At 49.3% G+C, this 23,871-nt stretch carries 20 protein-coding genes and 2 riboswitches; of the genes, 4 read left to right on the top strand and 16 right to left on the bottom strand.

The genetic code is table 11. The features are described 5' to 3' along the window. Positions 1–229: 229 nt before the first annotated feature. The 3 genes from KB186_RS14825 to KB186_RS14815 all read right to left on the bottom strand — a co-directional run bounded on the left by KB186_RS14825 (position 230) and on the right by KB186_RS14815 (position 4,050). The gene (locus tag KB186_RS14825; protein ID WP_173610389.1) at positions 230–1,564 is read right to left on the bottom strand and encodes an APC family permease; all 1,335 of its coding nucleotides are present in this window, start codon (positions 1,562–1,564) and stop codon (positions 230–232) included. A 121-nt stretch (positions 1,565–1,685) separates the two neighbouring features. Further along, positions 1,686–3,353 carry a glutamine--tRNA ligase/YqeY domain fusion protein gene (locus KB186_RS14820; RefSeq protein WP_232773892.1) on the bottom strand — a complete coding sequence of 556 codons (1,668 nt, stop codon included), beginning with the start codon at positions 3,351–3,353 and terminating at the stop codon, positions 1,686–1,688. Positions 3,354–3,432: 79 nt separating this feature from the next. Next, the gene (locus KB186_RS14815; RefSeq protein ID WP_232773891.1) at positions 3,433–4,050 is read right to left on the bottom strand and encodes an SET domain-containing protein; all 618 of its coding nucleotides are present in this window, start codon (positions 4,048–4,050) and stop codon (positions 3,433–3,435) included. A 253-nt stretch (positions 4,051–4,303) separates the two neighbouring features. Next, positions 4,304–4,392: riboswitch (cyclic di-GMP riboswitch) on the top strand. Positions 4,393–4,574: 182 nt separating this feature from the next. On the opposite strand from KB186_RS14815, the gene ggt reads away from it, so the two are divergent. Together ggt and KB186_RS14805 are read left to right on the top strand one after the other, a co-directional pair. Continuing rightward, a complete protein-coding gene (ggt, locus tag KB186_RS14810) occupies positions 4,575–6,293 on the top strand; it encodes a gamma-glutamyltransferase (RefSeq protein ID WP_173610387.1) in 1,719 nt (572 codons plus the stop codon). Positions 6,294–6,373: 80 nt separating this feature from the next. Continuing rightward, a complete protein-coding gene (locus tag KB186_RS14805; protein ID WP_173610386.1) occupies positions 6,374–8,362 on the top strand; it encodes a methyl-accepting chemotaxis protein in 1,989 nt (662 codons plus the stop codon). 63 nt (positions 8,363–8,425) lie between these two features. Here KB186_RS14805 and KB186_RS14800 read toward each other — a convergent pair whose 3' ends face one another. From KB186_RS14800 to KB186_RS14770, 7 genes are read right to left on the bottom strand one after another with little or no spacing between them, the layout of a single operon-like run. Continuing rightward, positions 8,426–9,145, bottom strand: coding sequence for a glycerophosphodiester phosphodiesterase (locus KB186_RS14800; protein WP_232773890.1), 720 nt, complete (start codon positions 9,143–9,145; stop codon positions 8,426–8,428). A gap of 30 nt (positions 9,146–9,175) precedes the next feature. Beyond that, complete coding sequence (locus tag KB186_RS14795) at positions 9,176–10,504, bottom strand: ABC transporter substrate-binding protein (RefSeq protein WP_232773889.1); 1,329 nt, start codon at positions 10,502–10,504, stop codon at positions 9,176–9,178. 32 nt (positions 10,505–10,536) lie between these two features. Further along, a complete protein-coding gene (locus tag KB186_RS14790) occupies positions 10,537–11,364 on the bottom strand; it encodes a carbohydrate ABC transporter permease (RefSeq protein ID WP_173610383.1) in 828 nt (275 codons plus the stop codon). A 26-nt stretch (positions 11,365–11,390) separates the two neighbouring features. Beyond that, positions 11,391–12,347: a carbohydrate ABC transporter permease gene (locus KB186_RS14785; RefSeq protein ID WP_173610382.1), complete on the bottom strand. Its 957-nt coding sequence runs from the start codon at positions 12,345–12,347 to the stop codon at positions 11,391–11,393. Next, complete coding sequence (locus KB186_RS14780; RefSeq protein WP_173610381.1) at positions 12,347–13,414, bottom strand: ABC transporter ATP-binding protein; 1,068 nt, start codon at positions 13,412–13,414, stop codon at positions 12,347–12,349. The genes KB186_RS14785 and KB186_RS14780 overlap by 1 nt, the downstream gene beginning before the upstream one ends. Before the next feature lie 6 nt (positions 13,415–13,420). After that, the gene (locus tag KB186_RS14775) at positions 13,421–14,083 is read right to left on the bottom strand and encodes an HAD family hydrolase (RefSeq protein WP_173610380.1); all 663 of its coding nucleotides are present in this window, start codon (positions 14,081–14,083) and stop codon (positions 13,421–13,423) included. Then, on the bottom strand, positions 14,061–14,660 hold the full coding sequence (locus KB186_RS14770; RefSeq protein WP_173610379.1) for a glycerol-3-phosphate responsive antiterminator: 600 nt from the start codon (positions 14,658–14,660) through the stop codon (positions 14,061–14,063). The genes KB186_RS14775 and KB186_RS14770 overlap by 23 nt, the downstream gene beginning before the upstream one ends. A gap of 298 nt (positions 14,661–14,958) precedes the next feature. Between KB186_RS14770 and KB186_RS14765 the strand changes: the two genes are divergently transcribed. Beyond that, positions 14,959–16,683, top strand: coding sequence for a SulP family inorganic anion transporter (locus KB186_RS14765; protein ID WP_173610378.1), 1,725 nt, complete (start codon positions 14,959–14,961; stop codon positions 16,681–16,683). A gap of 24 nt (positions 16,684–16,707) precedes the next feature. Next, positions 16,708–17,034, top strand: a complete 327-nt coding sequence (locus KB186_RS14760; RefSeq protein ID WP_173610377.1) for an ArsR/SmtB family transcription factor — start codon at positions 16,708–16,710, stop codon at positions 17,032–17,034. A 342-nt stretch (positions 17,035–17,376) separates the two neighbouring features. On the opposite strand, the gene KB186_RS14755 is transcribed toward KB186_RS14760, so the two are convergent. The 6 genes from KB186_RS14755 to KB186_RS14730 all read right to left on the bottom strand — a co-directional run bounded on the left by KB186_RS14755 (position 17,377) and on the right by KB186_RS14730 (position 23,421). After that, positions 17,377–18,102, bottom strand: a complete 726-nt coding sequence (locus KB186_RS14755) for a nucleoside phosphorylase (RefSeq protein WP_232773888.1) — start codon at positions 18,100–18,102, stop codon at positions 17,377–17,379. 1 nt (position 18,103) lies between these two features. Next, positions 18,104–18,769: a sulfite oxidase-like oxidoreductase gene (locus tag KB186_RS14750; protein WP_221867315.1), complete on the bottom strand. Its 666-nt coding sequence runs from the start codon at positions 18,767–18,769 to the stop codon at positions 18,104–18,106. Positions 18,770–18,810: 41 nt separating this feature from the next. Then, positions 18,811–19,725, bottom strand: a complete 915-nt coding sequence (locus KB186_RS14745) for an ABC transporter permease (RefSeq protein WP_232773887.1) — start codon at positions 19,723–19,725, stop codon at positions 18,811–18,813. Beyond that, positions 19,712–20,782 (bottom strand): ABC transporter permease, encoded by a 1,071-nt coding sequence (locus KB186_RS14740; protein WP_173610373.1) that lies wholly within the window; start codon positions 20,780–20,782, stop codon positions 19,712–19,714. Before KB186_RS14740 ends, KB186_RS14745 begins: the two co-directional genes overlap by 14 nt. Beyond that, positions 20,757–22,286, bottom strand: coding sequence for an ABC transporter ATP-binding protein (locus KB186_RS14735; protein WP_232773886.1), 1,530 nt, complete (start codon positions 22,284–22,286; stop codon positions 20,757–20,759). Before KB186_RS14735 ends, KB186_RS14740 begins: the two co-directional genes overlap by 26 nt. Positions 22,287–22,392: 106 nt before the next feature. Next, positions 22,393–23,421, bottom strand: coding sequence for a BMP family lipoprotein (locus KB186_RS14730; protein ID WP_173610371.1), 1,029 nt, complete (start codon positions 23,419–23,421; stop codon positions 22,393–22,395). A 199-nt stretch (positions 23,422–23,620) separates the two neighbouring features. Continuing rightward, a riboswitch (SAM riboswitch) is annotated at positions 23,621–23,743 on the bottom strand. Positions 23,744–23,871: the final 128 nt, after the last annotated feature.

The following is a 23,871-nucleotide window of genomic DNA, read 5'->3' as shown; positions in this document are numbered from 1 at the left end:
AGCCACGTGAGAAGAAGTGCATTTCCAGTCCAAGCGCCTCTGAAGCCCAGCTTAGCGTAGGAATGAATGGCGGGGGTTTTCAGCTTCACTTATGAATTCCTTCTTCGAAATTTCTACGTTTGAAGCGCTCCCGCCATTTATTCCGAAGTGGACAGTCAATCCCCCTCGCAGGGCGTAGGCCGAAGCGAAGACTGGAAATGCACTTCTTCCCCACTACAGCTACTCCCCTCTACTCCTCAAACCTCACCATTTCCAAGTTGGTTTTCTTGACCTTCACCAAATACAACAAATAGATCAGGCCGACAAAGGTCCAGAGCAAGCCGAGCATCATGGACGTTGCTTCCAGGTTGACCCACAAAAAGGCGATGAACGTTGTCCCGATGAGTGGAGACAGCACGAAGCCCCACCAATCTTTGATAGGCTTGTTCTTTTGTTTGCGGAAATAGTACGCCATTACGCTGATGTTCACAAAGCTAAAGGCGATCAGTGCACCGAAGTTAATAAAGGAAGTTGCCGTTAATAAATCCAAATACAGAGCGAACAGCATCAGTGCTCCGACCAGCAAGACGTTAAACAAAGGCGTTCTCAGCTTCGGATGTACATAACCGAACCAGCGTTTCGGCAAAAATCCATCTCGTCCCATTGCGTACAACAAACGCGTGACACTCGTGACGGATACAAGCCCGGAAGCGAGTGTAGAGGACAACGCCGCCGCCAAAAACACCAATTGAAAGATCGTCCCACCGATAAACAGAGCAATCTCCGCAGAAGCCGCTTCTGGATCAGACAATACCGAAACATCAGGAAATAATGATTGCATGAAATAAGATGCCGTAATAAATAGCGCTCCTCCTGCGAGTGCCACGAGCATAATCCCGCGAGGAATCGTCTTTTCCGCATCGACGGTTTCCTCTGTGAGTGTGGTTACTGCATCAAAGCCCAGGAAGGAAAAGCAAAGAATCGACGCACCGGAAAGCAGTGCAATGACAGACATATCCGGTGACACAAATGGTCGCAGATTGAATACTTGCCCAAGACCGTCACCATGCATAAGACCACGGATTGCCAATCCTGCAAACAACAAGACGACCACGACCTGAAACAGCACCAAAATCGAGTTGACGGATGCAGTTACGGTTACGCGAAATACGTTTAGCCCCGTCACCAAAACAATGAAGCCAATAATCCACCACGCTGTCGACACATCAGGAAACACGGATGATAGGTATACCCCCGTCAACAAGGCGTTAATCATCGGTAAAAACAAATAATCCAGCAAGGATGCCCAGCCTACCAAAAATCCTGCGTAGGGATGGATCGTTTGCTGCGTATACGTATACGCAGTCCCTGCTGAAGGGAATAACCGTACCATCTTACCGTAGCTTGCCGCCGTAAACAGGATCGCAAGAAGTGTGACTGCATAAGCAGCAGGAACGTGCCCCCCCGTTTCTCCAGAAACAATGCCAAAGGTGTCAAAAACGGCCATCGGGGCCATGTAGCCCAGTCCAATTACGACAATATGCCGCAACTTCAAACTACGTGTTAGTTCTGCTCTCCCGTTCACTGCCTGTCCCCCTTTTTGTAACAGAATAATTATACACGCCGATTTATAATCACGAAAGAAAAAAGCGTTGCTGCACACGGGATCTCCATGCACAGCAGCGCTTGATTTATATGAGTATTTCCTATGCTTTTGGCAGTTCAAAGGAACTCTTCAACGATACAATCCGGTTGAATACGAGCTTATCATCAGTCGTATGCTTCGGATCGACATTGAAATAGCCATGACGGAAAAATTGATACTTGTCTTGTGGCTTGGTTTCTTTCATATTTGGCTCCACATAGCCTTGCAGCACTTCCAATGAATTCGGGTTAACGTTGTCGAGGAATGTACCCTCTGCATCTTCATCATCCATAATCAATGGCTCGTACAAACGGAATTCAGCAGGAACCGCATTGGTCGCATCCACCCAGTGGATCGTCCCTTTTACCTTGCGACCAGTAAAACCACTGCCGCTCTTCGTCTCAGGGTCATAGGTGCAATGGATCTCGATCACGTTGCCGTCTGCATCCTTCACGACGTCATTGCATTTAATAAAGTACGCGTGCTTCAGACGCACTTCATTTCCCGGGAACAGGCGGAAATACTTGCTCGGCGGGTTTTCCATGAAATCGTCCTGCTCAATGTAGATTTCGCGGGAGAACGGAATTTGACGATTGCCCATCTCTGGGTTCTCTGGATTGATCTCCGCTTCGAGCATCTCGACTTGTCCTTCCGGATAGTTCGTGATGACGACCTTCAATGGATTCAATACAGCCATCGTACGTGGTGCCTTCAGTTTCAAATCCTCGCGGATGAAGTACTCCAGCATTTTCTCGTCAACGGTGCTGTTCGCGCGCGCTACCCCTACTTCACGGGCGAATGTACGAATTGCTTCCGGTGTATAGCCGCGACGACGGAAGCCTGCGATGGTTGGCATGCGCGGGTCATCCCAGCCGTCTACTACATTCTCATCGACAAGCTGTTTCAGCTTGCGTTTACTCATAACGGTGTTCGTCAGGTTCAAGCGAGCAAATTCGTACTGGTGAGGCACATTCTCCATTTCGCACTCGCGGACTACCCAATCGTACAACGGGCGATGATCTTCGAATTCCAGTGAGCACAGAGAATGTGTCACGCCCTCAATGGCATCCTCCAACGGATGAGCGAAGTCGTACATCGGGTAGATGCACCATTTGTCGCCTGTGTTGTGATGCGTTGCATGGGAGATCCGATACAGAACCGGATCACGCATGTTGAAGTTTTGAGAAGCCATGTCGATTTTCGCACGCAGCACCTTTTCTCCGTCCTTGAATTCCCCTTGGCGCATACGTGCAAACAGATCCAGGTTTTCCTCCACTGACCGGCTGCGGAACGGACTATCTGTGCCTGGCTCTGTCCATGTTCCGCGCATTTTCCGCATATCTTCTGGAGAAAGATCGTCTACGTAAGCCAGACCTTTTTTAATCAACAGCACCGCACGGTTGTACATCTCTTCAAAGTAATCAGATGCAAAAAACAACCCGTCCCATTCGAAGCCAAGCCATTGAACGTCCCTTTTGATGGCCTCTACGTATTCGATGTCTTCCTTCACCGGGTTCGTATCGTCAAAACGCAGGTTGGCCTTGCCGGAGAATTCTCGAGCCAACTCAAAGTTGAGGCAGATCGCTTTTGCATGTCCAATATGGAGATACCCGTTCGGTTCTGGGGGAAAGCGGGTAATGATTTCCTTTACTTTGCCCTCTTGCAAGTCATCAATCATGATATTGCGGATAAAATTGGATGCCGCTACCTTGTTTTCCAATGAAATCAACCTTTCACTTCACCTTTACATTCCATAATACTGATTCTCTACCCAGAGTTCAACAAAATCGGGTCGTTGACCGACCCGCTCACGTCTCCCATTGCTGCCTCGTTTGCCATTGTGACCTGCAATACAGGTGAACGACAGAATCAATGGCTAAGCGCTGCTCTGTGATTCCACGAATCGTTTCGAGATGCTTCGGGGAAATCAGATGTTGCAAAGGCTGTTCAACATGATTGAAACGTTGGAATGCTTCCGCTGCAATCCGATCCCACTGCGGGTAATACCGAAGCAAATCATCAGGCATTACGCGGGAGCGTTCCGTGTCAGACTCGGGCAAACAATCAAAAGGTTCATCCAAATTTAACGTTCCGTAATCATCGGTCAGCTCTTCGCCCGGTAAAATATCCCGTGCTGCCAATTCTATATCATACATGGTCGGCACACAATTCGCATGAAAGCTGTGGTTCACGTACCTTGCCTTATCCCAGCAAAGAATGTACTTTCCGAACTGGTTCTTAAACGAATATTTTTGTACGTCCTGTTTTCGTAATGAGTCAAGTCTTTCCACAAATGCAGGGTCCAATACCTGATCCAAATCATCCTGTGCCCATACAATCGTTCCTTTTGGGATAAACCTTGTCGCAAACACACCGTACCCGATCTCATCGTTGATATAGCGCAATTCTGTATCGGGATGCATCATGGTCTTTGTTTCACTCCTTGGCGAATGTGCCTTTTTATCATCATAAGCAGTTCTGCCCCAGGAGGTGTGTGAATGTATGCGAAAAACAACCTTTCCTATAGCATTCCTGACTATTTTTCTGGATTAAAATATTTTTTCTTATTTACCACAAATGGTAAATAGTCTATATTATTGGCAAACGGACTTTTAGGAACATTTTCCCACAACGATCGAATCACTATTTGTGTCATGTCATTTTATGTTTCACCCATTGATATCGAAACGGCATACCCGGGGAAATCCGGCGACGCAAAGCTACAGGGGCTACCTCCGCAACAGCGGACACGCTTGCCAGCTACCGAAGTATTGATGTAGGACGAGACCAATGATCCTATATCATTGGTCTTTTTTTGCGCGTACAATGTCTATTTTTGTCTATTTTTGTATGTTTGTGTATTTTTAACTTTTAAAGGAGGTGAGGCAACAGCGGATAGCCGGTTTAATGAAATCGTTAATCTATTCATCATGAAGGAGGTTTCATAGGAATGTCATTCTTGAAGAAACTCTCGACCGTCGCGCTGACTGCTGTCATCGGGCTATCAACATTCTCTGGGGCACAAGCTGCTAACCGTCCAACATCGATGTCACCGAACGCAATGGTGACGACTCCTCACTATCTGGCTACGGCTGCGGCCCTGAAGACATTGGAAGACGGTGGAAATGCAGTAGATGCCGCTATTACAGCCGCTTCCACCTTAGCTGTTGTCTACCCTCATTACACAACCATTGGCGGAGATAACTTCTGGCTCATCTACAATGCCAAAACAAAAGAGCTGAAGGCACTGAACGGCAGTGGTCGTGCAGGCGAAAAGGCAACCATCGACTATTACAAAGGCAAAGGCTACGAAAAAATCCCGTCCCGCGGTTATGAATCGGCAAACACTGTCCCTGGAGTTGTCTCCGGCTGGTGGGAGGCGTACAACTACGCCCATAAAAAAATGGGCAACAGCAAGCTTCAATGGAACAGACTGCTGGAGCCTGCCATTGGATACGCTGAGAACGGATATCCAGTCTCCCCCAACCAAGTGTATTGGACAAAATACGCGACAGATCCAACTGACAATGACTTGAAGAATCTTCAACGTTTTGATGGATTCCGTAAAACATTCCTGAAGCCCAACGGCGATCCTTATGCAGCAGGCGAAATTCTCAAACAAAAGGACCTTGCCAATACTTTGCGAATCATTGCAAAAAAAGGCGCTGACGGTTTTTATAAAGGAGAAGTTGCTAAAAAAATCGTAGCAGACATGCAAGCCAACGGCGGATTGCTCACGTTGAAAGATTTTGAAAAGCATACCTCCACTTGGGCAGATCCTATTACGGTAGACTACCGCGGATACAAAGCATACAACGTTCCGCCTAACTCCCAAGGCATGGCATCACTCTCCATTCTTAATGTTTTGAATAACTTTGACCTCAAGAGCATGGGTGAAGGAACACCCGATTACTATCACACGATTGTGGAAGCTACCAAACAGGCTTTTGCTGACCGCGACAAATGGCTGACTGACCCAGCCTTTGCGGATATCCCTGTAGATGAGCTGTTGTCCAAGCAGCACGGGAAAGATTTAGCTGCGCGTATTGATATGAAGCAAGCAGCCAAATCCGTAGAACCGCTTGATCCAAAAGGCGATACAACCTGGTTCGGGATCGTCGACAAAGATGGAAATGCCGTGTCCATCATTCAGAGTCACTATTTTGACTGGGGTTCCGGCATCGTAGCGAAAGATACGGGTGTCCTTTTGCAAAACCGCGGAAGTTATTTCTCTTTGGATTCCAAACACATCAATCACTTGGAACCAGGCAAACGCACCTTCCACACAATTAACCCAGCGATGCTCTTCAAAGGGGACAAGCCTTATCTCCTTTACGGAACACAAGGGGGAGAAGGACAGCCGCAAACGCAAGCCGCTCTCGTCACACGTATTGTCGACTTTGGTTTCAGCGTGCAAGACGCAATTGAAGCGCCAAGATGGCTGCATGGACGCAACTGGGGATCTGCTTCCAACAATCTCAAGGTGGAAAGCCGCATCCCTCAAGAAGTCCTGGACGAGCTCATTAAACGTGGGCATCCAGTCGAAAAGCTGGAAGCAGCTTATACCGACGCGATGGGACAGTCCGGCGCAATCCTGATTGACCCGCAAACCAATGTAAAATTTGGCGGTGCTGACCCTCGCGGTGAAGGCGCTGCAATGGGCTATTAATATTTTGTCAGACTGCTGAGTAAATCTCAGCAGTCTACCTGTTTCTATTTTGCATTCACGGATTAGGAGTGGAAAAACCTATGTTTTTGTTCAACAAGCTCAGGAACAAAATGATCCTTTGGTTTCTCATCGTGGCTGTCATTCCACTTACTGCCGTTTCTTTGTTTATCACGAACAGCTTTTCATCCATTTTGATTGATAAACAAAAATCATCCTATGTTGACCTTACTTCCAGTACAGCCATAGCTATGGATCAATATCTGGACCGGCGTATGACAGAAATTCAAATTTTAGCCCGCACCTCGGATATTCAATCCGATGATTCCGCGGCAAAAAACGAATTCATCCGCAAGTTTACCGAGGAAATGAAACTGTATGACGGGAATACGTTTATCGCAAGCGATGGAAAAGTAACGGCTGATACGTTCCCCAAAAGCGTTGGAATCAATCTTGGCGAGCGTCAATTCTTCAAAGACGGTATGCAGGACAAGCCCAGCTTCTCCGATGTTCTTGTTGCAAAGACAACCGGCAATCGCTCTATCATCGTCGCTTCCCCTGTAAAAACGAAAAACAATGAGAAGCTCGGTGTCTTGACCGGGCTCGTCAATGTAGATGACTTCACAGCTACCTTTCTCAAAGATTTGAAAGTAGGCAACGATGGTTATCCGATTCTCGTTGATAACAAGGATCAAATTCAGTACCATCCTACCCAGGATCTGATCGGAAAACCCCTTGAGGAATCCGCTCTGCCGCAACCATTAATGGAAATCCTTAAATCAGGAAAAACGGAAAAGGGCTCATACAGCTACTCGGACAACGGCAAGGAATACGTTGTCACCTACTCCCCCATTCCCAAGACCAACTTTGGATTGTATCTGCATATCCCTGTCGAGTCCATAACGTCTGCGGTTTCATCCGTTACTACCATGGTTAGGATCATTGTCATCGTTGTTGTCGCTGTCGTGACCGCAATCGCATACGCTGTTTCCCGACAAATCTCACGCCCTATTGCGGCAGTTGCCTCCGTGGCTAACCGCATTTCCGAGGGTGAATTGACTGTACAACCCCTGCAAATTCGAACCAAGGATGAGGTTGGACAGCTATCCCAATCAGTAAACACAATGGTGCTCAACCTGCGAACGATTATTCAACAAGTAAATGATACAGCTTCAGATCTGGCTTCTTCCGCAGAAGAATTGTCGGTCAACGCCGACCATACGAGCAAGGCTACCGAGCAAATCGCCATAACGATTCAGGAAGTAGCTTACGGTGCGGAAAAACAAGTGAAGAGTGTAGAGGAAAGTGTCACCGCAATTCAAGGCGTATCGACAGGGGCTCAGCAAGTTGCCACGAATGCACAGCAAGCTGCCGAATCAGCTTTGGGGGCTTCCCAAATTGCAGTGGAAGGCAATCAGGCCCTTCAGGTCGTTATCAGCCAAATGCAATCGATTGAGAACACGGTCGGCAACATTGCCGATATCGTCAAACGATTAGGAAACAGCTCACAGGAAATCGGACAAATCGTACAAGTCATCACCGCCATAGCTGAACAAACAAATCTGTTAGCGCTAAACGCAGCGATTGAAGCGGCGAGAGCTGGTGAACAGGGACGGGGATTCGCCGTTGTGGCAGACGAAGTGCGCAAATTGGCTGAGCAGTCCGCACAATCCGCGCAACAGATCAAACTGTTGATTACGACGATTCAGCTCGAATCAAACCAGGCTGTCCTTTCGATGGAACAGGGCACCAAAGAGGTCGCTACCGGACTTACGGTCGTTAACAATGCAGGCAAGTCCTTCGAACAGATCCAGGATGCTGTCACGCAGGTGGCAAGCCAAATTCAAGAAGTAAAAGCTTATTCCGAGCAAATGTCTTTTGGCACCAAACAGGTGGTAGAATTGGTCACTGTCATTGAAGAAGTAGCGGAGAATTCTGCTGACGGAACACAAAGCGTGTCGGCCGCCACAGAAGAACAGCTGGCAGCTATGGAAGAAGTCAGTTCATCAGCTACTTCTTTGGCAAGAATAGCCGAAGAACTGCAATCTCATGTAAGCAAATTCAAGATATAGTCCAAACAAGAAAAAAAGGAAAGCCGCCTTGTATGTCGCTCGGCGGCTTTTTCCTGCTTGTGCTTATACAAACTCCCACATCCGGTCAGGATGGTTCGTGCAAATTTGAACCTGAGGATGCCACGAAATAACTTCGCGGATATGCTTCGGATCATCCAGCGTCCACGCGATGACTTTGAAACCTTTTTCAATAGCAGCTACTGCTAGCTCTCTATTCAGGAACGGATAACCCATGGAGAGGATCGTAGCACCTGCCGCCTCCATCTGTTCCAGCATGAGTACAGGGCGACCATATACAATCAGGCCTGTCTGCACTTCTTGATCGAGCATGCGAACGTGACGAATCAAATCGTGGTCAAATGAAGTCAGGCACACCTCTTGCTTCATTCCATGCTTTTCTACAAGCGCGAGTACCTTTTCCGCGATACCCGGGTACATGTCACTTGTTGCTTTCAACTCGATATTTAACATGCAGCGACCTTTTACGGCGATCAGCACTTCCTCTAGTGTAGGGATTCGCTCTCCCGCAAACTTGTCGCCAAACCAGCTCCCTGCATCCAGCTCACGCAGTTCTGCCAAAGAATGGTCCATGACCAGACCGCGGCCATTGGTCGTGCGTTCCAGCGTAAAGTCATGAATCAGCACCGGAACACCGTCACGCGTCAGTTGAACATCAATTTCCATTGCTTTGATAGCTGGCTCTGCCAAAGCCAGTCGAATCGCTGTCATTGTATTCTCCGGGGCTTTGCCTGACCACCCGCGATGTGCCATACAAATGTTCATTTCGCCAGCTCCTCTATCATTTCGTTTCTGTTATTTTTTCAAAAGCTTGCTGCCTTTTTCCGTCGCCGCCTGCATCGCTTCATCTACAGTCGCTTGGCCAAGCATCGCACGCTGCAGTTCTTTTTGAATCACATCCTGCAATTCCTTGTAGCCTGGAGCCATCGGACGAGGATAGCCGTATTGCAACTGATCTACCGCGACCTTGAAGTTTGGCTCTTTTTCATAGAATGCCTTCATTTCAGCCGAATCGATAGCTTCTGTCGTAACAGGCATATAACCGGAAGCGATGGACCACGGAACTGTCTGCTCAGTATCGGTCATCCACTTCATGAACTCCCACGCTGCTTTTTTCTCTGCATCGGTCGACTTCGCCAGCATCACGAGATTCGCACCACCCGTTGGCGTACCAAACGTTTTATTGGCTGGCAAGAAAGCTGCACCCATGTCAAATTTGGCATTTTTCTTCAATTCCGTCAAGGAACCTGTCGAGGTAAAAATCATGCCCACTTTTTGATTCAGGAAGTCTTGCTCCGCTACATCCCACGCATTGTAGTTCTCTCCTGGAGGGTTTTTCATGATGCCTTCCTTCACCATTTTGGACCAGAGCTCAAGTGGTGCTTTTCCTGCTTCGTTGTTGATCGTCAGCTCCTTGCCGTTCTCGCTCAGGATGTTGCCCCCGCCTTGGAAAACAAGCGCTTCGTAGAACCAGATATCAACAGGTGTTGAGAAGCCGTACCGGGTAATTTTGTCTCCTTCTTTTTTGCTCAGCTTTTGCGAGAAGCTGACCAGCTCATCCCATGTTTTCGGACCGTTTGAATCAAGTCCTGCTTCTTTTAGCATATCGCGGTTGATGTACAGCAATGGAGTGGAGCGGTTAAATGGTACTGCGTACAGTTTGTCATTCCAATAAGAGTTTTTCATGAGACCTGGAATGTACTTCTTCTCATCCCCTTGGGAGTAGGGCGTCAAATCTTCCAAAACTTTTGCATCCGCAAATGCCGCAATCGAAGCGATCTCGACCATCGTGACATCTGGATTGTTGCCTGCTGCCATAGATGCCAGTACTTTGGAGTGGTTCTCTTGATACGCACCTTGGTAGGCCGGTTTGACGATAATATCTTTATGTGTTTCATTGAATTTTTTGACCATATCCTCAATTGTTTTCCCACGAACGCCACCCAACGCATACCAGAAATCAATTTGGACAGGGCCGCTGGATGCTGTAGACGCTGCTGGCTGGGAAGAGCTTCCTGTACTAGTAGACTGATCTTTACCCGATGATCCGCAACCAGCCAAAACTCCTGACAAACCGATAGTCAATGCACATAGAATCGTTCCAGTCTTTTTCAATGAAAACATGGTTTGATTTCCTCCCTAAGAGCTCTCTTTTATTATTTGGATTGATAGATGAACGCTTTGATAATATGCCGTTGTGCCACGAAGAAAATCACGAGAATCGGTAGAATGAGAATCATGTTGCCCGCCATCATGACGTTCCACAAGGTTCCGCCGTCGGACATGTGCAAGCTGGATATTCCGATCGGCAAGGTGCGCACCTCGTCGCTGTTGGTCATAATCAGCGGCCAGAAATAGTCGTTCCAGTGGTAAATAAAGCTGAATAGTCCGAAAGTGACCAGCACTGGCTTCGCCATCGGCACCATGATCGTCCACATGATTTTCCATTCGGACGCGTTATCCAGACGTGCTGCCTCGATCACTTCATCGGGCACCTGCATGAATGCTTGCCTGAGCAGGAAGATTCCGAAAGCACTGGCTGCGTACGGCAGGATCAGCGACCACAGCGTGTTGACGAGTCCCCAGCCACTCAATTGCACGTAGATCGGCAAAAAGATGACTTGTCCCGGAATCATCAAGACAATCAAGACAAGACCAAACAACAGATTGCGACCGGGAAACTTGTAGCGTGCAAAAGCGTAAGCCGCAGGCACCGCCGTCAAAAATTGCAGGATCAAAATCCCTACTGCAACCAGAATGCTGTTCCACGTAAACATAAGGAACGGACCTGATTCCCACGCTTGGGCGAAGTTGCTCCACTCCCACGTCTCAGGCAAAAGCGTCGGGGGAAATTGCCGGACCTCTGGCATCGTTTTGAAAGCCGTCGATGCCATCCACAGAAACGGGAACACAAACAGGAAAGCCACAACCAAAAGCCCAATCCATTCCACGGTCTTGCGTGAAGCCAAAACCACTCGATACATGCTCCTCCTCCTTTCTCATGAGTTCATCAGCGATAATGCACGCGCTTGGACATCACCAGGAAATGCAAAGCTGTTAAAATCCCTACCAGTATCAGCAAAATGACAGAGGCAGCCGAAGCAATCCCGCCATTGTAGAAGTCCATTCCTTGCTCGTAAATGTAGTAGACAAGCATGTTCGTACTATTGATTGGACCACCCTGTGTCATAATGGCAATCGTGTCGAACGCTTGGAAGGATGAGATCGTATTGATAATGAGCAAAAAGAAAATCGTCGGTGACAGCATCGGTATCGTAATCCGTCTCAACGTCCGCCACCATGGCGATTGATCGAGCGCTGCTGCCTCGTATATATCGCCCGGAATGCTTTGCAAGCCTGCGATGAAAATGAGCGTGTTATAGCCGACCCCTTTCCAAATGCTGACGATAATCAGTGACAGCAAGGAGCTTTTCGGGTCAGTCAGCCACGTATACGCAGGCAGTCCGACCGCTTCCAGTCCTGCGTTCAACAGGCCAAACTGCGGGTCCATCAGCCACATCCACAGCATCGAGACAGATACCAGCGAAATGATGTGAGGACTGAAAACAGTCGCCTGAATAATGCCGTACACCTTTGCCTTTTTGTTCAGCCATAGGGCAAGCAAGAAAGATAGCGTCAAGCCGACCCCCACTGTCGCAATGGTAAAGACCGCGGTATTTCCCAATACTTGATGAAAATCTCCGTCCTTCATCAAGTCCTGATAGTTTTGCAAGCCTACCCATTCCATTTGCTCCAGATTGATCAATGACCAGTCCTGAAAGCTCAAATAAATGATCGAGCCAATCGGGTAAAAGAAGAACAGGGCAAAGCAAATCAATGCGGGTGCCAGATACAAGTACGGACGCAGCCGGGATGCGAGGTCAGACCATGCAAATGCCTGTGAACGCACTTCTTTTTTCGACTGGCTTACACCCGGCAACTCCTGTACAGTTGCCGCTTTTCGCATCAGCTATCCCCTCCTGCGCGTGTCGATACAGGCACTCGTCCACTCATGCGACCCACTCGTTTTCCGCTCCCTTTTTCAAACACATAGATGTATTCCCACGGTACAGTAACCGTGACCGAGGAGCCGACCTGCATCGCTACCTCCGAGTCCGCTTTGACGATGACCCTGCCTTTTTCCGTCTCCACGTGAAGGAGCGTGTCTGAGCCGAGAATTTCCCTGGATACGACCTGACCGCGTGTGTTCCACATCTCTTCGCTCGTGATGGCTGGGACAGCAGCAGGCAACAGCACTGCTTTTTCCGGGCGGAATCCCCATACGTGTTCACTCTTGCCCTCCGCAGAAACAATGTTCATCGGCGGAGAACCGATAAATTGGGCAACAAACAGATTTTCCGGCTCCTGATACAAATCCATCGGGCTCGCTACTTGCATAATGTGTCCGTCATTCATGACGACGATCTGATCGCCCATAGTCATCGCCTCTACCTGATCATGTGTCACGTAGATGAAGGTGCTGCCGAGCTGCTTGTGCAGGCTCGTCAACTCCACACGCATCTGATTTCGCAGCTTCGCATCGAGATTGGAGAGGGGTTCGTCCATCAGGAAGACCTTTGGCTTTTTCACCATGGCCCGCGCGAGTGCGACACGTTGCCTTTGACCTCCGGAGAGCTGAGATGGCTTGCGCTTGAGATAATCGGATAGCCCGACGATTTCCGCGATCTCCTCTACCAGCACCTGACATTCCTTTTTCGACGTTCCTCGGTTTCTCAATCCATAGGCGATATTGTCGTACACATTCATCGTTGGGTAGAGGGCGTAATTTTGAAAAACCATCGCAATATCACGCTTGCCAGGTGGCAATTGGTTCACCGTTTGATCACCGATTATGATTTTGCCGTCCGTCACTGTTTCCAAGCCAGCGATCATCCTGAGTGTGGTTGATTTCCCACAGCCGGACGGACCTACCAGAACCGTAAAGGAGCCGTCTGGAATGACCAAATCCAATCCTTTGACCACGCTTTGATTCTGAAAGGCTTTCGTTACCTGCTCCAACACCACACGTGCCATCTGTTTTCATTTCCCTCCTTGTGCTTTTGCGGCCAGCATTTCCATAACAAATGTCTCAAAATCGGCGTAGCGGTAATCCGGAGAAGCGTAGGGCCATTTCTCTTGTCCGTACCACTCCAGCACGACAGATTGCACACCCGCTCCTACCGCAGCCAGTACGTCATAACGACTGTCGCCGATCATCATGGCTTGCTCGGGACGTTTACCAAGTGCCCCCAGCGCTTTTTGTACAGGCTCAGCCGACGGCTTGCCTCGTGATACATCATCGACGGTGACGATGGCCTCAAACAGATGCTCAATCCCCGCCATCTCCAGACCAGCCAATGTAAACTCCCGTTGCTTGTTCGTGACGATCGCCATCGCAAAGCCCGCCGCCTTTAGCTTTTCCAACCCTTCGCGAACAAACGGAAACAGTTTGACGTGTTCTTCATGATGCTCCCGTACATAGGCGAAGTATCTTTGTAGCACTTCCTTTTTGTCAGGGACGCCTGCTGCTGTAGCAACTGCCGCCAAAAAATCATCAAACGATTCACCAAAACGCGCGAGAAGCTCTTCTCTGCTAAAATGTCCCGGTGCATACTGCTCAGCCGTAAAAGCAACGGCATCCACGACCGCATCCCGACTGTCCAGCAAGGTCCCGTCCAAATCAAATAACAACGCTTGAATCAAGGTTCTTACACTCCTTCCACAGCAGCGGATTTCCGACTGAAACAGCTGTCGCTCCATGCTTTAATACTTCCTCCATCTGTTCTTGCTTGCGAATCAGCCCACCAGAAATGATCGGGGTATCGATCACACTTCGAAATTCTTCGATAAACTCCGGCAGCAAACCTGGCATCAGCTCAACAGCGTCAGGCTGTGTATCTTGCAGGGAAGTTAGGCCTGATTTAATCGAGTCGCTATCCACCAAAAACAAACGCTGAATCGTCAGCAGGCCTTGCTTTTTCGCCAGCTTGACCAGGGTGTTGCGCGTAGTGACGATCCCGTCTGGCTTGACGTAATGCGCGAGAAATGCGATGCCTTCCCGGTCATGACTGATTCCGCCAATCCGCTCCAAATGAAGAAATACAGGGATATTTTTCGACTTAAAATAATCCACGTAGCCTTTGATCACACCAATGTTGCCAATCGAGAGTACCGCAGCACTCAAATTTGCCTCTGCCGCTTTTTCCAGGTGCTTCGCTTCTTTTACGGAAGCGATTAGCTTGTACTTTGCCAGTCTTGCACGAAACTGTTCCTGGTTCACTCGCTTACGCCTCCTTATGCCCAAGACAAAAAACCCTACGACATGACAATGCCAAAGAACTCTCGATGAAAGTGCTTGGAAAGGCTGTCGGGGGTTTCTCCATGGCTCCAACCGAAGGGATGTGTTCACTTGTTACTTTGAATGGTACTGTACGAGCGTTAAGGAATCTTGAAGCAATTATTAATAAACGGAAAAGTTCATGTAAGGATTGGAATTGACGGAATGGAAGAGCGGATGTATGATCCATCTATATTCAAATAATCAAATATTCGAAAATACGAAAAGAAGGGTTGCAATCATGAAGTGGGCACCAAGATTCGAAGGCTACAATCTTGTTTCCTTTCGAAAAGACTGTGTATCAGGAGTAATCGTCGGTATTATCGCGATACCATTGGGGATGGCATTTGCTATCGCCTCCGGAGTAAAGCCTGAGTACGGAATTTACACGACCATTATCGCCGGGATTTTGATTTCTCTATTTGGCGGTTCCCGCTATCAAATCGGTGGACCTACTGGTGCTTTTATCCCGATATTATTTGCAATCGTCATGCAATACGGTTATGCAGACTTGCTCCTCGCTGGATTCATGGCAGGGATTCTCCTTGTTCTCATGGGGGTTCTACGGCTGGGAGGGCTGATCAAATTCATTCCGCGCCCCGTCATCATCGGATTTACTTCGGGGATTGCCGTTATCATTTTCTCCGGTCAAATTGCCAACTTTCTCGGCCTGGAGCAGTTGCAGAGACATGAAGATTTTCTGTCCAACATGAGGGAAATCGTCCTTCATCTGAACACGATTAATCTATACAGCGTAGCCATTGCTATTTTGAGTCTCGCCCTTATTTTGGTGACTCCCCGATTCATCCGTAGCATACCGGCCTCTCTCGTTGGTCTCGTAGTCTCCAGTGTCGTTTCCGTCCTCTTTTTGGAAGGGAAGGTAGCGACGATTGGCTCCACCTTTGGAGAGATACCAAGTGCATTACCCGGCTTTCATTTTCCTGAAATCACATGGGAACGTGTCCAAAAGTTACTGAGTCCAGCCCTGATCATTGCTATACTAGGAGCGATAGAGTCTTTATTATCTGCCGTCGTCGCCGATGGGATGACACGCAGTCGCCACAACAGCAACCGTGAATTAATCGGCCAAGGGATTGCCAATATCGTGACTCCGTTATTCGGGGGAATTCCTGCTACTGGCGCGATTGCGAGAACAGCCACCAACATTCGAACCGGAGCAACCTCCCCCATGTCTGGCATCATTCATGGTCTGGTCGTTTTGCTCATCCTCGTGCTGTTCGCCCCTTATGCTTCGCATATTCCGTTGGCGAGTATGGCGCCGATCTTGATGCTGGTTGCCTGGAATATGAGTGAGCGCAAGGAATTTGCCCACATGTTCAAAGTAAAGACGAGCGATTCTCTTGTACTGGTGCTCACCTTCCTTTTGACCGTTTTCACCAATTTAACCGTTGCTATTGAAGTGGGATTGGTGCTATCTATCCTGTTGTTTGTCAAACGAACGCGCGATAGCTTGCGGGTAGCTCAGGTACTGCCTGATCCCTCGTCCAACCACGACAAAGTCATGCCGCATATGGTGACCGAGGAGCATGATTGCCCGCAAATCAGCATTTTCACGATTGAGGGCCCACTCTTTTTCGGGGATGCCGACTTGTTTGAAAGCTCCCTCACGCAAACCCTTCAGCGACAACCAAAGGTGTTGCTGCTGCGGATGGGAAAAGTCCCTCTGATGGACATGACTGGGGAAGCGAATTTGTCCAGGATTGTGAAACAATGTATGGACCAAGGAACAACAGTCCTTATTTCAGGAATCCAATCTGGCCCCAAGAAAATCTTGCAGCGTACGGGACTATATGGCCTCGTAGGCGAAGCTCACTTTTTTACTCATACTGGGGACGCGATAGCGTATGCCCTTAGTCTACTTGACACTGGGAAGTGCCTCGGATGCAAGCATTTTGCCTTTCGCGAATGCACGCGCCTGTCCGCTCCTACTGAAACTTCCACATGATGTTACGATCGGAGGAACCTATCATTGAATTTGGAACTACAGCAATTTAAAGCGAATTTTTTCAAGGCGTTGGGTCATCCCCTGCGGATTCGGATTCTGGAGTTGCTGGTGGAAGGAGATAAGAATGTAAACGAGCTTCAGACACTCATCGGGAGTGAAGGCTCCGCTGTTTCCCAACAGCTCGCCATTTTGCGGAACAACAATATCGTGTACGGAACAAAGGACGGAAACAAAGTCACTTACTCGCTGCGTGATCCGATGATTATTGAGCTGTTGAGTGTGGCGAGACAGATTTTTAACAATCATTTGATTGATACGATCTCGATGCTGGATCGGTTTAACGAGGAATAGTCGCTTTGGTTTGAGTCAACATTGTGGAGGAGAAGAAAAAGCACAGTTCTCTTCGACTCTGACACGCCAGCAGGGGGGATTCACTGGCCGTCTCCACTGCAAAAAGGGGACCGTCGAGCCAAAGCCACCCTACGGGCGGAAGTTTCTCGAGGAAGAAGTGTTCGACAAGCGGGTCCCCTTTTTGCAGTTCCGACTGGGTTGGCGTTGTCAAGGTCTACGAGCTCTGTGCTTTTTCTTCCCGCTAGCTTTGTTGGTTTATCGATGCCTTTTAAAACCTTTTAAAACTTAACCGCTATTACAAAAAAGCCCAGGATCTCTGAAAAGTCCTGGGCTTACCTATTGTTACCGGGAAACAGCAAGGACTGCATCCAATGCGATCAATGCTTCTGCTTCAATGGCTTGTGCCATCACATCGGTGTGCGGGTTATACGATTCGAGCAAGTCTGCATCTGCATATCCGTCGATTGCTAAAATAGAGCCTGCCTTCATACCGCGGAGAGCCGCAATCACGAAGAGCGCGGTGTTTTCCATTTCGACTGCCAAAACGCCAGCTTTTTGGTACAGCTTGTGGGGGAATTCCAGCACGCCACTGTAGAAGACATCGAGTGTCAGTGTGATTCCTTCGAATACCTTCAAGTCTGATGCGTTTGCTCCCGCTGCTTGTACGAGCGCGTCCACGACATGGCGATTGGCAACAGCCGGGAAGCCCGCCGGAACCAACTGACTGGTCAAGCCGTCTTGGCGAACCGCTGCGGAGCTGATGACGAGGCTGCCTGTCTCGATTTCTTTTTGGTATGACCCGGCAGTTCCTACACGAATGATGACCTGCACGCCGCCCTTCGCCAGCTCCTCGAAGCATACGGCTGCTCCCGGTGCGCCTACCCCATGGCTCACTACCGCTACCTCGACGCCTTTCCACGTACCCGCATAGCTGTGATATTCGCGGTTTTCCCCGATTTGACGCTGATTGTCGAGTTTCGATGCAATCAAGGCTGCACGTTTTGGATCACCGCATACGATGACGCGCTTTGGCAGTTGTTCTGGATCTACCTTTAGATTCGTCAACATCTCAATCGAACTCCTTTTTCTCCCACTCATCCTCTGGGATCGGCAACGCTTCACCGGAGAACCGCTCTTCGCGGAACGGGTCTGCGATCAAGTGAAAACCATTTTGCTCCCAGAAGCCGGGCTTGTTTTCCGTCATAAATTCAATTCCTCTGATCCACTTCACGCTTTTCCAGAAATACAGATGAGGAACAACCAGGCGAAGCGGCCAGCCGTGCTTGTCCGTTAGTCGCTCTCCATCAAAAGAGTGAGCCAGCAGCACATCATCACGCTCCAGATCAGCGAGCGGCACATTGGCGGTATAGTCGTGATCACCATGCAGCATGACGAAGTTCGCCTGCGGAGTCACGCCAATCGCCTGTAGAAAATCACGAAAACGCACACCTGTAAACGAATTGTCAAAACGGGACCAGCGCGTCACGCAGTGAATGTCGCTCGTCACTGTCACCTGCGGCATCGCCATGATCTCTTCGTAGGAGAGCGTCACTTCCCGGTCTACCTCTCCAAAAACGCGCAGCGTCCATTCGTTCATGTCATACACCGGCACGTCTCCCTCATGCAAAATGGGAAAGCGCTCTGTCAGGATTTGTCCTGGCGGAAGTCGTCTGGCGAGTCCCGGTCCCACCGGAGCTGGTACTTTCATTCTTTTGATCCGATCTGCCTTGTTCATATCGCATTTCCCCCTGTCTTTGCTGTCTATATAGCCTGTGTTTAACGGGTGCTCTGCTGATTGTCGTTACCGATCTGACTCTTGTTCTTCAAGAAGAACATCGCCGCAATTGTCAGCACGTATGGCAGCATCGCCGTAAATTGCGTCGGAAGCGAAAAGCCCTGCAAACGAATACTGAGGGCATCCATCACCCCGAACAAAAGACTCGAAGCCAAAATACCGAGTGGATGCGACTGCCCCATCATCATCGCTACCAATGCGATAAAGCCTCGACCAGCCGTCATACCTTCTGTAAACATCGTGACTTGCCCCAGTGAGAGCTGTGCCCCTGCAATCCCGCACAATGCGCCACTCATTACAATCGCCAGCACTTGAAGCGCCGTCACTTTCAGGCCGAGACTACGTGCCGCAACGGGATTCAGACCAACTGCGAGGACGCGGAAGCCTGTAACCGTCCGATAAAAGAACACATACAACAGAATCGCAGCCAAAAACGCAAAGTACACGAGCGGCGAATGACCAGAGACAATGCCTCCGATGACCGGAATATCGTGAATGAAAGGAATCTCGACGGTGGGCAAGCCAGCCATATCCTTATCGTAAAACGCGCCTTTGACACCGAAGACCGCCCGCAGTGCAAATGTCGTCAACCCGAGCGCCAGAAAGTTAATCGCCACACCGACAACGATTTCATTCGCCCTAAGCTTGATCGTCATGTATGCGAATAAGAGTGAAAAGACAATGCTGACCAGTGCTGCAATCAAGACGGCCAGAAAGAGATTCCCGGTAAAATGATTGCCGACAATCGCAGAAAAGGCACCGACCAGTACCAATCCCTCCAAGCCAACATTAAAGATTCCAACACGTGCGCAGAGCGCTCCACCCAAAGCTGCCAACAAGATCGGCGTGACCATCCGAATGGTAGAACTGAGGAGGGACCAATCAAAGAGCTCCATGCGATTCCCCTCCTTTTGCCTTCCGCTTTTTCCACCAGTCGTAGCTGAACTTGGCGGAGATGAACAATATCAATACGGCTTGTATCACACTTGCCAGCTCCAGCGGCACATCCGTATTGCGCTCTACACCCATGGCTCCTGTCTGAAAAGCAGCAAGCAGGATCGAAGTCACAATGATGCCAAGCGGGTGCGAGTTCGCAAGCAGAGCTGCCATCAGGCCCGTCCAGGCGAAGCCCGGTACAGTCAGTGCCCCGTCCACAAAACGATAGTGCGCCCCCATTACCTCGACGGTTCCCGCCAAGCCAGCCAATCCACCACTGGCAAACATCCCGGTCAGCATCACCCGAATGCGATTAATTCCTCCGTATTGAGCAAACAGCGAGTTTTGACCCAGCATCTTCACTTCATAGCCAAAAGGCGTAAAACGAAGGACCCAGAACAAGAGCAGCGCTGCAACGATCGCAAACAAAAAACCTGCATGTACGCTCATCCCGGCAAACAGCTTCGGAAGCCACGCGCTTTTCTCCAGCATGACAGTCTGTGCAAGTGCCGCAGAGCCCGTGCGATCCCGGAATGGCTCTGTCACGAGATAGCTCGCAAACAATACCGCGATGTAGTTGAAAAGCAACGTAGAGATGAGCAATGGAATGCGAAAGCGCGCTTCCATAAAACCTGGCAACAACGCCCAGAACCCGCCAACCGCCATTCCCGCGAAAATACCCGCCAAAATTTTGACCATTCCCGGTGCTGGCAAATAGATCGCGACTAGCGCAGCACTGACGGCACCCAGCACCATTTGCCCTTCCGCCCCCAGGTTGAATACCCCTGCCCGAAATGCAAGGGAAAGACCCAAGGCAATCAGCATGATAGGCGTGGCTCTCGCTAATGTAGACGTAAAGAAATAAAAACTGCCAAAGGCCCCTTTCCACATTTCCTGGTAGGTGCCCAAGATCGATTCGCCAACCGCAGCAATGACCAGCGCCCCGGTCAACAAACCGATAACGACAGCCAAGATCGGCTGCACCAATGACTTAGATAGCTCTTTGATTGCTGCCATGAATGCTTCCTCCCGCCATGATCACGCTGATTTTTTCTTCGGTTGCCTCCAGGCGTGAAAGCTCTCCAGCGATTCGCCCTTTATACATGACCAAAATCCTGTCAGACAAGGCGAGAATTTCGGACAGCTCGGAGGAGACGAGCAAGATCGCGTCTCCCTGATTGCGTTTTTCGATCAGCGCCTGATGGATGTACTCCATGGCACCGATATCCACCCCTCGTGTAGGCTCAGCCGCAATCAAAAACGGGGTTTCATGTCCCAACTCCCTTGCTACGATCAGCTTTTGCAAGTTTCCACCTGACAGATTTCCTGCCAGCTCCTGCAATTGTCGGGAGCCCGTCTTGATGGAAAACTTCTCAACCCAGCCTTTTACGACTTGACGGAATTTCTCCCGCAAAACGACACCGCGGCGGTTGTAAACAGGCTTTCGCTGATAGCCCATCAACGCATTTTCCTCGACGCTTGAGAGTGTGGCCGCTCCCCACAGGTAGCGATCCTCCGGAATATGCGCCAAGCCGACATCCCGAATGGTGGCTACTGATTTGTTCGTCACGTCCTTGCCGCCTAATCGCACCGTGCCCTCCTGTGCCGCTCGCAAGCCACTGATCGCTTGCAGCAGCTCGGATTGGCCATTCCCGGAAACACCAGCGATTCCTACGATTTCTCCGTGATGTACGGTAAAGCTGACTTGATCGAGCAGTGTCTGCTTTTCTCGAACGGTGAGATTCTCCACCTGCAACAAGGGACCTTTATCCAGAGGAACTCGCTCAGCTAGCTCCTGCAATTCACGTCCAACCATCAATCTGGCTAAATCGTCCGCATTTGTCTCATTCCGCGAAACCGTTCCCGTCACTTTGCCCCCGCGCAATACCGTAATACGATCGGCTACCTCCATGACTTCCTGCAACTTATGTGTAATCAAAATGACGCTCTTGCCGCTCTCTGCCAGGTTTCGAATCGTTTGCAGCAGGTCGCGTACCTCCAGCGGGGTAAGGACAGCGGTCGGCTCGTCCAACACGATAATATCCGCTCCCTGATACAGGACCTTCAGAATTTCGACCCGTTGCTGTTCCCCAATCGAGCAATTCGCTACCTTGGTCTGCGGTTGAATCGGAATGCGATACTGCTCACTCAGCGCCCGCACCTTGTCCTCCGCATCCTTTCTTTTGAAAAAACCCGCTTGCCTCGGCTCATATCCGATCACGATATTTTCAGCCACACTGAATTCTCCGAAGAGCATAAAGTGCTGGTGAACCATCCCGATTCCATTTCGAATCGCGTCCTCTGGTCCGCGAAAAACAACTGGCTTGCCGTTTAACACGATCTCTCCCGACGTCGGCTGCTCCATCCCGTACAGCATCCGCATCAGTGTCGTTTTGCCCGCCCCATTTTCCCCGACAATCGCGTGGACTTCTCCTGCTGCCAGTGAGAACGACACCTTGTCGTTGGCGGTAAAATCTCCGTACTTCTTGGTCATGGCCCTCATTTCCAAGCGTTCGGTCATTCCCACTCCCTCATTTCTGTACGTCCTTTTATGAAAATGGAAGACCGACTACACAGCCGTAGTCGGTCACATCCATCACTGTGCACAAGCATTTTGACGTGCGTGTTTAGAATTTATCTGGTACTTGGCGAGTTCCCGCTACGATCTCATCGCTGATCGCTTTCACTTTATCCACGACTTCTTGTCCAATAAACGCGTTCAGCGGCGTTTTGCTTTCGTGCGTGACATAGGTTACGCCAACACCTTTTTCCTTCAAGCCGTACGCCACAACACCTGGTTTGAACGTTCCTTCTACAAAGGTCTTCACGGTTTCATAAGCTGCCGCGTCAGTCCCTTTCAATTGGGACAGAACAATATGCTCTGGGTCAATCGTGGTACGGTCAACGTCCTGACCTGCTGTGAAGAAGCCTTTTTCCTTCGCTGCTTCGAAAACGCCGAGATCGCCTACTGCTGCTGCACCGTTAATGAAGTCAGCGCCTTTGGAAGCTTGGAGCAAAGCCAACTCCTTCGCTTTTGCCGGGTCAGTGAAGCTTCCTACATAATTGACCATCAGCTCTGCTTTTGGATTCGTCGCTTTCAAGCCCTCTCCGAAGCCAACTGTCCATTTTTTCAACTGCGGAATATCAAGAGCGACAACCATACCTACTTTGTTCGTTTTCGTTGCCAAGCCTGCTGCTGCTCCCACCAGGTAAGCCGCTTCCTGCTCGCGGAAAGTAACACTGCGTACGTTTGGCAAATCTACTACGGTATCAATAATCGCAAAATTACGGTCAGGATTTTCGGTAGCTACTTTTTTCAATGCATCCTCTGATGTAAAGGAAGAAGTGATGATCAAATCATAATTTTCTGCAACAGCTACACGCAGATTTTCTTCAATCGCTCCATGGTCCGTAGATTCGATCGTTTTCACTTCTGCGCCCAGCTCTTGTGCGGCTTTCTTCGCCCCTTCATCCATTTGTTGGAAGAACGGATTCACACCGATTTTCTCGGGCAAAATCAAGGCAATTCGCTTTTTGGCCGCGCCCTCTTGTCCTGCTGCTTGTCCTCCTGGCTGATCTGCAGGTGCGCTGGTTCCAGTCGAGCAGCCTGTTGCCAATACTGCGAATGTCGTTAATGCCAGCAATAACTTCTTCATGATGTATCTCTCCCTATCCGAACTTTACGTTTTTCTTTATCCTATTAGGTAATGTACGGCTTTTTACCTATTTTTTCAATACTATTTACGAATATTATCTTATAAAATTAATTTATCGTTCGTTTATTCCTCCTCCCCATTTACAAATACACAAAAAAACTCTTCCCGGAGGAAGAGTTTGCGTACGTAGCCGTTCTCTTCCTCATCTGTCAAAACCATGGTACAGGTTTTGCAGGAATTGGCACCTTTCTGTTCATGCATAGACATGATCAGTGGTTGCCGGGCATCATCGGGCCAGTCCCTCCGCCGCTCTTGATAAGGTAGGTGAATATATTCAGTTACAATGGAATTCATTCTAGCAGAACGGTTCAAAAATGCAATTCTTTTTTCTCAATTCCAAACACTTCTAAAAGTGAATCGAAGTTTAAAAAGTCGTCTTTTCAGCACCGT

The organism is Brevibacillus sp. AF8, assembly GCF_021270385.1.
In the GTDB taxonomy this organism is placed as follows: Bacteria; Bacillota; Bacilli; order Brevibacillales; family Brevibacillaceae; genus Brevibacillus.
Note: the sequence above shows the minus strand (reverse complement) of the source record. Positions and strands in the feature narration are given on the sequence as shown.

Excerpts from the sequence above, each read along its gene's own strand:
- KB186_RS14815 (WP_232773891.1), bottom strand. The coding sequence starts at position 4,050 with ATGATGCATCCCGATACAGAATTGCGCTATATCAACGATGAGATCGGG.
- ggt (WP_173610387.1), top strand. The coding sequence starts at position 4,575 with ATGTCATTCTTGAAGAAACTCTCGACCGTCGCGCTGACTGCTGTCATC.
- KB186_RS14805 (WP_173610386.1), top strand. The coding sequence starts at position 6,374 with ATGTTTTTGTTCAACAAGCTCAGGAACAAAATGATCCTTTGGTTTCTC.
- KB186_RS14800 (WP_232773890.1), bottom strand. The coding sequence starts at position 9,145 with ATGAACATTTGTATGGCACATCGCGGGTGGTCAGGCAAAGCCCCGGAG.
- KB186_RS14795 (WP_232773889.1), bottom strand. The coding sequence starts at position 10,504 with ATGTTTTCATTGAAAAAGACTGGAACGATTCTATGTGCATTGACTATC.
- KB186_RS14790 (WP_173610383.1), bottom strand. The coding sequence starts at position 11,364 with ATGTATCGAGTGGTTTTGGCTTCACGCAAGACCGTGGAATGGATTGGG.
- KB186_RS14785 (WP_173610382.1), bottom strand. The coding sequence starts at position 12,347 with ATGCGAAAAGCGGCAACTGTACAGGAGTTGCCGGGTGTAAGCCAGTCG.
- KB186_RS14780 (WP_173610381.1), bottom strand. The coding sequence starts at position 13,414 with ATGGCACGTGTGGTGTTGGAGCAGGTAACGAAAGCCTTTCAGAATCAA.
- KB186_RS14765 (WP_173610378.1), top strand. The coding sequence starts at position 14,959 with ATGAAGTGGGCACCAAGATTCGAAGGCTACAATCTTGTTTCCTTTCGA.
- KB186_RS14755 (WP_232773888.1), bottom strand. The coding sequence starts at position 18,102 with ATGTTGACGAATCTAAAGGTAGATCCAGAACAACTGCCAAAGCGCGTC.
- KB186_RS14750 (WP_221867315.1), bottom strand. The coding sequence starts at position 18,769 with ATGAACAAGGCAGATCGGATCAAAAGAATGAAAGTACCAGCTCCGGTG.
- KB186_RS14745 (WP_232773887.1), bottom strand. The coding sequence starts at position 19,725 with ATGGAGCTCTTTGATTGGTCCCTCCTCAGTTCTACCATTCGGATGGTC.
- KB186_RS14740 (WP_173610373.1), bottom strand. The coding sequence starts at position 20,782 with ATGGCAGCAATCAAAGAGCTATCTAAGTCATTGGTGCAGCCGATCTTG.
- KB186_RS14735 (WP_232773886.1), bottom strand. The coding sequence starts at position 22,286 with ATGACCGAACGCTTGGAAATGAGGGCCATGACCAAGAAGTACGGAGAT.
- KB186_RS14730 (WP_173610371.1), bottom strand. The coding sequence starts at position 23,421 with ATGAAGAAGTTATTGCTGGCATTAACGACATTCGCAGTATTGGCAACA.